At 59.8% G+C, this 10683-nt stretch carries 15 protein-coding genes and 1 pseudogene; 10 read left to right on the plus strand and 6 right to left on the minus strand.

The genetic code is table 11. The features are described from left to right. Positions 1 to 4: 4 nt before the first annotated feature. The 4 genes from G439_RS11830 to G439_RS0109435 form a co-directional block, all read right to left on the minus strand. Positions 5 to 337: a HepT-like ribonuclease domain-containing protein gene (locus G439_RS11830; protein WP_022868935.1), complete on the minus strand. Its 333-nt coding sequence runs from the start codon at positions 335 to 337 to the stop codon at positions 5 to 7. After that, entirely contained in the window at positions 334 to 804 is a 471-nt protein-coding gene (locus G439_RS0109425) for a nucleotidyltransferase domain-containing protein (protein WP_022868936.1), read from the minus strand. The genes G439_RS11830 and G439_RS0109425 overlap by 4 nt, the downstream gene beginning before the upstream one ends. 251 nt (positions 805 to 1055) lie before the next feature. Next, entirely contained in the window at positions 1056 to 2447 is a 1392-nt protein-coding gene (trpB, locus tag G439_RS0109430; protein WP_022868937.1) for a tryptophan synthase subunit beta, read from the minus strand. A gap of 322 nt (positions 2448 to 2769) precedes the next feature. Continuing rightward, complete coding sequence (locus G439_RS0109435; protein ID WP_022868938.1) at positions 2770 to 5223, minus strand: S9 family peptidase; 2454 nt, start codon at positions 5221 to 5223, stop codon at positions 2770 to 2772. 102 nt (positions 5224 to 5325) lie between these two features. Between G439_RS0109435 and G439_RS0109440 the strand changes: the two genes are divergently transcribed. Beyond that, positions 5326 to 6246, plus strand: coding sequence for a patatin-like phospholipase family protein (locus G439_RS0109440; protein WP_022868939.1), 921 nt, complete (start codon positions 5326 to 5328; stop codon positions 6244 to 6246). A 119-nt stretch (positions 6247 to 6365) separates the two neighbouring features. On the opposite strand, the pseudogene G439_RS0109445 reads toward G439_RS0109440, so the two are convergent. Further along, positions 6366 to 7031, minus strand: a pseudogene (locus G439_RS0109445) (P-loop domain-containing protein); the annotation flags it as partial. After that, positions 7004 to 7324 carry a helix-turn-helix domain-containing protein gene (locus G439_RS12435; RefSeq protein ID WP_083940852.1) on the minus strand — a complete coding sequence of 107 codons (321 nt, stop codon included), beginning with the start codon at positions 7322 to 7324 and terminating at the stop codon, positions 7004 to 7006. The pseudogene G439_RS0109445 and the gene G439_RS12435, both read right to left, overlap by 28 nt. Before the next feature lie 101 nt (positions 7325 to 7425). On the opposite strand from G439_RS12435, the gene G439_RS11840 reads away from it, so the two are divergent. The 9 genes from G439_RS11840 to G439_RS0109485 all read left to right on the plus strand — a co-directional run. Further along, a complete protein-coding gene (locus G439_RS11840; protein ID WP_022868941.1) occupies positions 7426 to 7656 on the plus strand; it encodes a helix-turn-helix domain-containing protein in 231 nt (76 codons plus the stop codon). Positions 7657 to 7658: 2 nt separating this feature from the next. Beyond that, positions 7659 to 8078, plus strand: a complete 420-nt coding sequence (locus G439_RS12540; protein ID WP_131333617.1) for a hypothetical protein — start codon at positions 7659 to 7661, stop codon at positions 8076 to 8078. Beyond that, entirely contained in the window at positions 8075 to 8263 is a 189-nt protein-coding gene (locus G439_RS0109460) for a hypothetical protein (protein WP_131333619.1), read from the plus strand. Before G439_RS12540 ends, G439_RS0109460 begins: the two co-directional genes overlap by 4 nt. Next, complete coding sequence (locus G439_RS0109465; protein ID WP_022868944.1) at positions 8260 to 8463, plus strand: hypothetical protein; 204 nt, start codon at positions 8260 to 8262, stop codon at positions 8461 to 8463. Before G439_RS0109460 ends, G439_RS0109465 begins: the two co-directional genes overlap by 4 nt. Further along, positions 8460 to 9566 (plus strand): hypothetical protein, encoded by a 1107-nt coding sequence (locus tag G439_RS0109470; protein ID WP_022868945.1) that lies wholly within the window; start codon positions 8460 to 8462, stop codon positions 9564 to 9566. The genes G439_RS0109465 and G439_RS0109470 overlap by 4 nt, the downstream gene beginning before the upstream one ends. Next, positions 9550 to 9783 carry a hypothetical protein gene (locus tag G439_RS0109475; RefSeq protein WP_022868946.1) on the plus strand — a complete coding sequence of 78 codons (234 nt, stop codon included), beginning with the start codon at positions 9550 to 9552 and terminating at the stop codon, positions 9781 to 9783. The genes G439_RS0109470 and G439_RS0109475 overlap by 17 nt, the downstream gene beginning before the upstream one ends. Then, positions 9776 to 9985 carry a helix-turn-helix transcriptional regulator gene (locus G439_RS0109480; protein ID WP_022868947.1) on the plus strand — a complete coding sequence of 70 codons (210 nt, stop codon included), beginning with the start codon at positions 9776 to 9778 and terminating at the stop codon, positions 9983 to 9985. Before G439_RS0109475 ends, G439_RS0109480 begins: the two co-directional genes overlap by 8 nt. Then, positions 9982 to 10266 carry an HNH endonuclease gene (locus G439_RS12915; RefSeq protein WP_083940853.1) on the plus strand — a complete coding sequence of 95 codons (285 nt, stop codon included), beginning with the start codon at positions 9982 to 9984 and terminating at the stop codon, positions 10264 to 10266. The genes G439_RS0109480 and G439_RS12915 overlap by 4 nt, the downstream gene beginning before the upstream one ends. 113 nt (positions 10267 to 10379) lie before the next feature. Further along, positions 10380 to 10683, plus strand: a 304-nt coding sequence (locus G439_RS0109485) for a hypothetical protein (protein ID WP_026459588.1), incomplete at its 3' end; no start/stop codon positions are given.

Below are 10683 nucleotides of genomic sequence, written 5' to 3' on the forward strand. Positions count from 1 at the left end.
CGGGTCAGGATTCAGCTAGTGCGTGGTGCAGGATTGATACGACATTGGGGAGCTCATATTCGACAGTCTGGGTGATGAAGTCGGGTGAAAATGAAGAGTAGCCGTGGGTGATCCGATTGCGCATTCCCCTCATTGCCGGCCAATCCTGACCGAAGAGGCCGATCAATCGGGCCTGCGTAAGCCCGTTCAGTGAGTCGATGCCTGCCAATATGCGCATTGCGACAGCATCACGAACCATCTGATCTTCGAGGCCGTGTCCGCTGTGGTCTATCGCAAGAGTGAGGTGCTCAATCGCCTCGCGAATGAGTTCTTCTTCGGTTCGGGCTTTGCGACTCACAATGGAACTGCTTCCTGAAGGATGCGGTCTTCAAGGTCGGGGCGAATTGAAGTGTCGGAAACCAGATCGACCGGTCTGCCGAGCAATTTTTCCAGCTCTAACTCCAATCGAGCCAGTGCGATGAGGCCCATCGGTGTGTTGGGGTGAAAAAGTAAGTCAATATCCGAGGCCTCGTGTTCTGTTCCTGTGGCCACGGAGCCGAAGACACGGATATTGGAACCGCCTGCCTTCTTGATGACATCGATTACTTGAGGTCGGGCTTGGCGCAGTGTGCGTGCAATTGGCGTGGTTCCGTGGAAGCGCAGGAGTCTGGAGACTTCAGGCTGGCTACGACCTATTGCTTTGGCGATCTGTGTCTGTGTCATACCCGATTCGTGAGCGCGGCGTATTTCGCTCACAAGGCGATCGCGCGCTTGCGCCACAGTGCGATCGTATGCGCGCGCTGCGGACTTGAGAGCTGACGTCATACCGAAATTATAGCAATTGCTATAATTCTGTCTTTCTGTATGGAGCGCGAATCTGTAGCTGTATATAACGACCTATTGGGCGAACAGCGCCGCGACGCCCTTGAACAACTACGACGGAGAATATCTACCCCGGCGATTATCTAGGACGGCGCGGCGCTGATCTATGTTTAAGCCCCTCGAAGAGTCGTCGGATTGCGGCCCGATCTCATTTGAACAACGATCCTGTCAGGCGTGGACTGAGCCTGCCACCCTCAGCGATAAGCCACCGAGTTGCCCGCCTCGCGGGCATTCGACTCCGCCGTCATCATCTTGAGGATCTCCGAAATCTTCAGGCCCTTCGTTGGAACAACAGCGGGATCCTCAAACATCAAGTCGCCCAGAACGTTCTGCACGTACTCCATATCCTTGTCGCCGCGACCAGACAGGTTCACGAGGATGCTCACCGGCTCAGCATTGCCCTCACCTTCGCCCTGGCTGGCTGCCGACTCAAGCTCTTCCGCTATCTTGAGCGCATACGCCAAAGCATGAGAGGACTCCAACGCTGGAATAATGCCCTCATAGCGCGACAACATGCGGAAAGCCTGAAGCGCCTCATTGTCATCCACGCCCACATAGGTGGCTCGGCCCGTGTCCATCAGGTGTGCATGCTCAGGGCCAACCCCCGGATAGTCCAGGCCTGCTGACACAGAGAAAGACTCGCCCACGTTGCCGTCAGAGGATCGCAGAACATACGACCGCGACCCGTGCAGCACGCCGACAACACCCCGGTTCAGCGGAGCACCGTGACGGTGAGTGTCCAAACCCTCGCCCGCAGGTTCCACACCCACCAGCTTGACCGAATCGTTGCCCGGCTGATCGTCTAAATACTGCGCGAACGCGCCCATCGCGTTGGACCCGCCACCCACAGCGGCCACCACATAGTCAGGCAGGCGGCCAGTGTCTTCAATCATCTGCTCGCGTGACTCGCGAGAAATCACCTTCTGGAATTCGCGCACGAGCGTGGGGAACGGGTGAGGCCCGCACGCAGACCCGAGCACATAGTGAGTTGAATCCAGGTTCTCGATCCAATCGCCCAGTGCAATATCGATGGCGTTCGACATGGAGCCGCCCTCGTCATTGGTGACAGGAACGACGCGCGCTCCCATCAGTCGCATACGCCGCACGTTGGGTTGCTGGCGGGCCACGTCGGTGGCGCCCATGTAGATGGTGCATTCCATGCCGAAGAGGGCGGCGATCATGGCGGTTGCGGTGCCGTGCTGGCCGGCGCCAGTTTCGGCGATCAAGCGGGTTTTGCCGAGGCGTCGGGCCAGCAGCGCCTGGGCGAGCACCTGGTTGCCTTTGTGGGCTCCGCCGTGAGCCAGGTCTTCGCGCTTGAGGAAGATCCGGGCTTTGCCTCGGCCGCGGCCTTCGAGCGGGAGGTTGGCGCATTCGGTGATTGGCGTGGGCCGACCCAGGTACTTGCGCTGCATCAGGTTGAGTTCTTCTAAGAACTCAGGATCGTTGATTGCGTCGACGTAGGCCTTTTCGAGTTGGTCGAGGACGGGGAAGAGTTGTTCGGGCACATACTGGCCGCCGTATTCTCCGAAGAAGGCTGGGATCAGGGTGTCGCGAGTGATGACGGGGATGTTGGTGTCAGGGGTCATTGCGGTTCCTTTCAAAGAGCGGTTTCGCCCTCGAAGCCGCTGACCGTGTCCGGATGCCAGAACCGGCCCGCCGCTTCGAGGGAAGCTTGTGCGAGCCGGATAGGGACAACTAAGGAGTGGCTCGCCGTTTAGGCGTGCCACCACTGGGTGTTAGTCGTTGTGAACACGAGGGCGATGCTAGGCAGATGGTGGGCTTGGCGGCAAATCTGTCCATTGTGTGGTTCCGCTATCTCGTCCCGCGAGGGACGCCCAAAAGTTTGCCGAGGGACGCCCATAACTTCCGCGAGGGACGCCCATGTTTTTAATGGTGGGCCCTCGCGGCTCAGTCCGTGACACCAACTTGCGCCAGCGCAAAAGCGAACTCCTCAGCCCGCGAAGCCCAACGACCCTCGCGCCCAGACGGCCCACCGTGGCCAGCAACCATCTCCGTACGCAAAATAATCGGATTGTCCCGCCAATCGGCCGAATTCTGCCCCGACGCCTCGCGCAGGCGCTGCACCCACTTTGTGGGTTCAACAAACTCCACGCGAGTGTCATTAACCGATGTCGTCGCCATAATCGCCGGCAGGCGCACGTCCTCGGGAACATTCTCATAAGGGGTGTAGCGCTTCATAACGGCGAAAACCTGCTCGTCCTCGATGGGATTGCCCCACTCCTCCCACTCGCCCACGGTCAGCGGTAAGGAAGCGTCGAGGATGGTTGTCAGCGCATCCACGAAAGGCACGCCAGCCAGCACGGCAGCAAAACGGTCGGGAGCGTTATTGATGATGTTGCCCATGAGAAGGCCGCCGGCGCTGCGGCCTTCCGCGACAAGCCTGCCAGGTGCCACCCAACCGGACGACACCAGCCAATCAGCGACATCAATGAAGTCAGTGAAGGTGTGCTCTTTGACCAGCATCTTGCCGTCTTCATACCAGGCGCGGCCCATTTCGCCGCCACCGCGAATATGAGCGATCGCGTAGACAACTCCACGTTCGAGGACGGGTAACTTGAGGGTTTCGAATTCGGGGTCGTAGCTGATCTCGTAGGATCCGTAGCCGATCTGCCAACCCGGGTTGGTGCCGTTGGGTTGAACATCGGCGCGGTGAATAAGGGTCACGGGGATCTGGGTGTGCCCGTCCCGAGCTGTCACCCACACGCGCTCTTCGACGAATGCGTCCGAGTCCCACCCCGGCGCCGCCTGAACTTTGAGGATGGTGCGGCTGCCGGTGACAGGGTCGATCTGAATAGTTGTCGGCGCAGTGGTCTGGGATTGGACCTCGACACGGAATGTTGGGTCGTGGAATCGAGAGCCGGCGGTGGTGTAGATGGTTCTGACGCGAGATTGAGTCTCGACGAACTCGCCGGGGCCCCACTGATTGGCCAGGTCTGACTGTTCTACCCGCGAAATTAGACACAGTCGTGGTTCGGACTCTACGATTTCTGACATAACGTGGGTATTTGCGCAGGTCACAGCTTCGGCCGCCAAATCCGCCGCAACGACTGTGTCTGTTTTTGCGGGTGAATCCTTAGTGCGAGCCACCCGAACCCGATACTCCACCTGCGTCAACGAACCCGAACGCAAAGAAAGCGCCAAAAAGTCAGCGTAGGCCTCAACATCGACGATCCTTTCGCCAGGGCCGGGCTCACGCAGCGACACCCATGTCGCAGGCGGAGCAAAAGGCGCAGGCGAATCCGCCCCAGCAGCCTGACCTGTCAGATCAGCCCCCGCCTCCCGACCAGCCAAGGCCTCGCGCGAGCGCTCCGGACCAGCACGCAAAACCCGCGTCGCCAGATCCTCTGGAAGCGCAGCCGCAGCTAAAGACCCTTCCTGCGTGGTCGCGGTGTGCACGAGCACCAGGTGGTCTCCAGCCGAATCGACGGTCACCATGACCCCTTCGGTCACTCCCGTCACTGGAATCGGCCGCCCAGTGGGAGCCGCAGGCAGCCACAACCACGCCTGGCCGCAGGTTGTTGACGCAGCATGAATGACCACCAGATTGGGGTCACCGGCCGCGTTGATCCCCATTTCGAACCGCTCGTCCGATGACACCAGCAGCAGCCGATCATTCGTATAGTCGGCTCCGACCTCGTGCCACCACACCTCGCAGGACCGCCAAGCCTCGTCCAAACCCATGTAGATGAAGGACCTGGAATCGGCCGCCCATGCGAAGCCATACCCCGCGTCCGACACGGCTTGATCGATGACCTGGCCGGTGGCGGCGTCCTGGACGATCCATGTGTAGCGCTCATCGCCGGTGGTGTCGCGGGCCCACGCGATGAGCTGTCCGTCGGGGGAGGGGACAAGTTCGGCGAGGCGGAAGAACTCGCGACCCGCGGCTTCGGCGTTTTCGTCAACGAGCAGCTGCTCGCCAGGTAATGCGATGCCAGGGGCGGGCAGCGGTGGCGGAGCATCGAGTGCCGCACGAGGATCGGCCGCAACTCTGTGGTGGGTGGCGTAGGAGGCGCCCTCGGCCCACCGCGTGAAATACCAGTAATCGCCGTCGCGCACGGGCACGGATGCGTCGGTCAGTGCGGTGCGCTCGCGGATGTCGTCGACGATGCGGCGGGCTAACGAGGACGAGGCCGCGCACACCTTGTCCGCCCACTGATTTTCGGCGTCGAGGTGGGTGATGACTTCGGGGTTGGTTTCGTCGCGCAGCCAGTCCCACCCGTCGTCGAAGTGGTCTGTGTGGATGTCGCGGACGCGGTAACCGTATTTCTTGGGTGCAACCGGCGGTTTGGCCGGTGTTGCAGGGGCAGCAGTGTCCGTGAGGGAATCGGCTCGCGCCATCATGTCGCTCATGTGTTGCAACGATATGCCACCGGCTGTGAATGTGGAATTCGGTGACTGACTCCACGCTTCGAGAACCCCCTTTTTAGGCATAGGCTCGAAGGCGTGAGCATTACTGAAACACGCAACGCTTCGACCCACGATCTAACTGTCATTGACGACGTCGCCTTGGTTTTTGAAGGCGGCGGGATGCGAAACGCCTACACTGCCGCCGTGGTAGCGCGCCTTGTCGAAGAAGGTATTGTTTTCCCGCATGTTTCAGGCGTTTCCGCTGGCTCGTCCCACCTGTGTAATTACGTTTCTCGTGACGCTCAGCGTTCTCACGCGACCTTCGTTGACTTGGTTGACGATCCGCAATTTGGCGGTTGGGAGCATTTCCGTGCGGGCCGCGGATATTTCAACGCCGAATACATTTACGAAAAGATCTGCCTACCCGATGGCGTGCTTCCCTTCAAAATGGACCGTTTCTTAGAGAACCCGGCTCAGACTCGGGTGGCGGCGTTCAATGCCTCTGAGGGGCGCACTCGCTGGTTCACGAAGGATGACATGTCGACTTTGGAGACGCTTGGTCCGGTGATTCGCGCGTCGTCGACGCTGCCGATCATTATGCCGCCGACGATCATTGACGGCGACGTCTACGTTGACGGCGCCCTGGGTGAAAACGGTGGTATTGCTGTGGATGCGCCGATGCGCGATGGCTTCCGCAAGTTCGTTGTGGTGCTGACTCGCCCTCGAAATTACGTTAAGGGTCCGCTGCGTCCGGCGGTTGGGGCGGCGCTCAAAACCGCGTACCGCAGGTTGCCGTCCGTTTACGAGGGCGTGGCGGCGAGGCCGTCGCGCTACATGGCGGCGCGGCGCAAGGTGTTTGAGTTGGAGGAGCAGGGGCGTGCCTACGTGTTTTGCCCTGATGCGTTGACGATTCGGAATACGGAGCGTCACCACGATGTTTTGGAGGCGACTTTCCAGGCGGGTGCGGCGCAGATTGACCGTGAGATGCCGGCGATTCGCAGCTTCTTGGGCCTGTGAACCGATTGCTTCCCGATCCTCCCACCTTCGCCGAGAGCAGACCTTATGGTCAAAAAACCGGCGAAAATCGGCAAAAAACGACCATAAAGTCTGCTTTCGGCGGTTAGGGCAGGACGCGGTTAGGGCTGGAGGAGGGGCCCGGCGACTTGCAAGGCCCGGTACCGGTTGATCGCAGCGCCTACATCCACCAGACGAGGGCGAGCCAGGTGCGCTGGGTATTCGCGCGCTCCAAACTTCACCGTCGCGTCCAGACCTTCGGAGTTCACACGCCGCTCTAGGCGAGCCAAGAGCTCCGACAGCTCAACCTCAGCGTTAGCGAATTGCTCTAACACGCCGCGCATCATCCACGCGATTGCTTCCGTCTGTCCCGCGTCAACGATCTGTTCAACATCAGTCAGGGACACGATCTGGCGGTCAAGGACGACCTCGTCCACACCCGACGACTTTGTCTTAGGCCGTGACTCCCCGCCGCGCACCCGCGTCGGGCAGCGTCCAGCGGGAGGCGCAAACTCGCCCTCGTCGCTGCGCTGCCGCGGCATGTCAGCAACGACGGCTTTCGCCCGATCGGTGACGTCCAGACAGCGGTAGGTGTCAAGCATGAGCACCCGGTCGGCCACGTCCAGGTAGTCGCCAGAACCTCCCATGACCAGGATTGTCGAGACTCCACATTCCTTTGACAGGGCAGCGATCCTGTCTACCAGCGGGGTGATGGGCTCGCGGTCTGCGGCCACCAGCTCACGCATCCGCGCATCGCGGATCAGTAGGTTGGGGGTTCGAGTCCCTTCGAGCGCGCAGCGGCCCCACTAGGTGCGATCCACCTGGTGGGGTTCTGCGTATCTGGCATAAAACCGTCAACGAGGACGGATACCGAGACCCCTAGAACTTCCCCAACCTCTGCCAATTCATCGAGAGTCCAGGCAACTGCGCCAGTCCAACGCTTGTGTGCCTGAAATTGCGAAAGCCCGACGGCTCGGCCGAGCGAAGACTGTGAAAAGCCTGCCGCCGCCGCTAGTGCTCTGATGTTCGCTGCTACTTGCTCGGACAATGTCAATTGTGGCAATGGTGTCGCTGTGCTCATGCAGGAATTATAGCAATAAGCAATAAAATCAGAAGATAAATCTATAAATACTGCGGCGTGTCATGCAATGATCTATTGCTCTAAGCAATAGATTACAGGCCATGACTACAGCACAAATGATTGTGAGTCGCGAAGTCCGCCGGTTCATGACCGCGACCTCGCAGACGCAGACGGATATAGCGCGCGCCCTCGGAGTCTCGCAGACGCAGGTTTCTCAGCGTCTTGCCGGTAATGTCCGCTGGTCGTTCGACGACCTCGACGCCCTTATCGACGCAGGCGTTCCCCTCGCACTATCTGCCTACGGCACCGACACCGAGGCGGTGGGAGCATGACTATGACGATGAAGCAGCTTGCCTCAGTAGTCGGTTTGTCCGAACGTTCCTGTCGAAGGCGGCTTGCCGAACATCAGGTCCGTTCTCCTGTTGAATCGGTCTTCGTGATCTTCAGGCAGGCTCGGAACATCTTTGCCCGTTGCAAGGATGCGCAACGAATCTTGGATCAACTCGAAAGCGAAACCGATCGAGCGCAGCGCCGCCGCTGTGTGCATGAGCTGAGAGCGCACAGCCGCGAGATCCGCTGGGCGCTGCTCGAACTTCTCAATGCTCTTAATACAGCTGGAAAGCTCCCACAAGACATCTTCAAGGTCTCTGGCGGCGTAGCCTTCGACGGCTTTGCCGGGATCAAACGACATGATGTGGCCTCCACGGTGGGTGTGGTTGTTGGCGTTTCCGAGCCTACCGAGGGCGAGCTGTGATGTGGCGTATTGATTGGCCGTTGTTTGTTGCGGCGTTGAATCTTGTGGCATCTGTGGTGACGTTTGTCGGCCACATGCTCACCCACTTACACCCGTGGCCGTCCAACGCCGTTTTGCTCGTTTGGATGTTGGTCAGTGTGTTGGCTTACGCGGTGGTGTGGGTGACTCGGGAGGACGCCTCATGAAGAAGCGCATGCCGAGCTATCGCCCTTACTACGGGGCGCCGATCACCAGGCCTGCGCCTTATACGCCGTTGGAGCGTCTTAACGTGGCGTTGAGCTTGAAGCGCCTTGCCCGCGAGCTGCAGGCGGCTGGCAAGGCGCGTGAGGCCGAGCTGGTCGAAGAGATCGCTGAGAAAGTCCGCATCGGGGAGATGACGCTATGAGCGTCGCCGCTGTGGGATCGGCGTTTGGCGTTGACGTGGAGATGGATCCCGTTGGCCTCGCAGCTATCGCGGCCCACCAAGCCAAGCAGGCCGAGATCATCGCCAAAGAACGCGCCAAGATGCGCAAGCCTACGCGCCGCCAGCTAAACGCTGGGATGAGTGTCCAGGACATCATTTTGGCGTTCGCACGGGTTAACTGGGGGCCGTTCCAGGGGCGAGCATGGGCGTATCGGCGGATGTTGCTCGAAGTCCTCAGCTTGATGATGCGCGAGCAACGCAGCGATCGCGACGCTTGCCTAGTCACCACGGCCACGCAGCTGGCCGAGCGCATGGCCTGCCACCAACGCACTATCCGGCGTTGTCTGCATGATCTGGAAGATCTGCAGATGATCGAGTGGAAGCGTGGCGGCGTCTGGGACGGCCAGCCACAGCCCGGAGTGATCCGCATCGTGAAGAAAACGCTGGTCGATTGGGTATTGGCCTGGAGGCCTAAGCATGACGAGCTCGCCAAACAGCAACGCGCCGAAACGCTCGCCCGCTTGGCGACGCTTCAAAGAAACCGCATCCCGTCGCACACTCCGCAAACCCATGCGGACTTGAAGTCCAGCCTCTCAGTCCCAGGACAGAGAGCGGCGAACGCTGCCGCGCTCTCTGGATCATCTGTTCTCAATCCACGACCAGCCACAACGCTGACAAAGATTCGCGCAGCGATCGACAAGCGCGCCGAAGCCAAGAAGAAGAAAGACAAGCACATGAGCCAATTAACCGTTGACTTAAAGAAGCAATCGACGTTGCCACCTGAAGAGTTCATGCCCATGGTGTGCGGCCATGGAGCATCTGACCCAAGGTTCTGTAACCAATGCCGCTGCGAGGGATGGACTCTCAAGCAGGCTCACGATCATCGTGAGGAAGAAGAAGCGGCGCGCAAGCGCGCCGAAGCAAAGAAGATGCGACGCGACACACTCCAGGCCGCGCACGCTCGCTACGAGCACTACCGGCTCACACACTACGGACACCTCAGCCGCGCCGAGCAAGCCCGAATGCTGCGCGAGGATCCCACATTCAAAGCATTGAGTGAGGCGTGCCGTGAACTCGAACACTGACCAGAAGATTGCCCTGGCTGCCCTCGCCGATCATCTTGATGATGCTCATTTGGCTCTGCTCACCGCCGCTGATCTCATCGATCCTGGCGACTCTGGCTACAGGCTGAGCGCTTGGCAAGCCCAAGTACTCAGCCACATCGTCAACAGCGCAAAACTGATACGGCAAGCCCGCACACGCGTCGTTACAGCGCTAGTCGAAGAGAACCATCATGAGTGAGCGCCCGAGGTTGTGGACGAGCGAGGAGACGGCGGCCTACCTAGGTATGACCGAGAAAGCGCTACGGCAACGCAGGGCTAGGGGTACTGGTCCTGATTACATCCGCACTGGTCGCACTGTGCGCTATGCGCCGCTGGATGTAGCCAGGTGGTTGGAGGCTCATAGGGTGCGGGCCGAGGCAGGGCCGCAGGTGATCGCATGATCGATGACTGGACTACGAGGTCGGGCAAGTGGAGGCGCTCGTTCACGTTGGAGCTGGTGCGCCGGTATGGCGCTGTGTGCTGCATCTGTGGTCTTCCGATCAAGCCAGCCGACGTGTCTTGCCAGCACGTCGTGCCTAGGTCCAAGGGTGGTCGCACCACGTTTGAGAACTGCCGGCCAGCTCACAAGTCGTGTAACTACTCGCTCAAAGCCAAGGCGACCGATGGGCCTGCAGGTGTTGTCCATGATGGACTCTCGAAGTTCTTGCGAGGGCGATCATGATCACCGTTTTTTCTGGCTTCCTGACCTACGTTCCACCCCGCGCCTGCATGTTCTTCCCTCCCCAATCACCACAAAAAAAGACCCGCTAACACCCCTTGAAAGGAGGGCAAAAAATGGGAGTTGACCAGCTCGGATTATGGGCAGAAAAGACACCGGAACCAGCCGAAATAGGCCCGGTTGAAGCCGGATACATCAAACAGATGGAAACCTTGGAAAAGAACGGCGTGATGGGCGCCGAACACGCCGGTACTCGTTCCTTGGTGCTCACCGCCGCCAGGGCTGTCGATCAGATCAAGCCCACCGATGCAGCGTCGGGCCGTTCGAACCTGCTTAAAGCTCTTAATGATATTGCTCAGCGCCTTCCCGAACCCTCCCAAGCGGGCGGCAGCGTGATCGACGAGCTGCGCGCACTACTAG

Source organism: Schaalia vaccimaxillae DSM 15804, assembly GCF_000420425.1.
GTDB classification, from domain to species: domain Bacteria; phylum Actinomycetota; class Actinomycetes; order Actinomycetales; family Actinomycetaceae; genus Pauljensenia; species Pauljensenia vaccimaxillae.

Excerpts from the sequence above, each read along its gene's own strand:
- G439_RS11840 (WP_022868941.1), top strand. The coding sequence starts at position 7,426 with ATGACTACAGCACAAATGATTGTGAGTCGCGAAGTCCGCCGGTTCATG.
- G439_RS0109435 (WP_022868938.1), bottom strand. The coding sequence starts at position 5,223 with ATGATGGCGCGAGCCGATTCCCTCACGGACACTGCTGCCCCTGCAACA.
- G439_RS0109425 (WP_022868936.1), bottom strand. The coding sequence starts at position 804 with ATGACGTCAGCTCTCAAGTCCGCAGCGCGCGCATACGATCGCACTGTG.
- G439_RS12915 (WP_083940853.1), top strand. The coding sequence starts at position 9,982 with ATGATCGATGACTGGACTACGAGGTCGGGCAAGTGGAGGCGCTCGTTC.
- G439_RS0109470 (WP_022868945.1), top strand. The coding sequence starts at position 8,460 with ATGAGCGTCGCCGCTGTGGGATCGGCGTTTGGCGTTGACGTGGAGATG.
- trpB (WP_022868937.1), bottom strand. The coding sequence starts at position 2,447 with ATGACCCCTGACACCAACATCCCCGTCATCACTCGCGACACCCTGATC.
- G439_RS12435 (WP_083940852.1), bottom strand. The coding sequence starts at position 7,324 with ATGAGCACAGCGACACCATTGCCACAATTGACATTGTCCGAGCAAGTA.
- G439_RS0109480 (WP_022868947.1), top strand. The coding sequence starts at position 9,776 with ATGAGTGAGCGCCCGAGGTTGTGGACGAGCGAGGAGACGGCGGCCTAC.
- G439_RS0109465 (WP_022868944.1), top strand. The coding sequence starts at position 8,260 with ATGAAGAAGCGCATGCCGAGCTATCGCCCTTACTACGGGGCGCCGATC.
- G439_RS12540 (WP_131333617.1), top strand. The coding sequence starts at position 7,659 with ATGACGATGAAGCAGCTTGCCTCAGTAGTCGGTTTGTCCGAACGTTCC.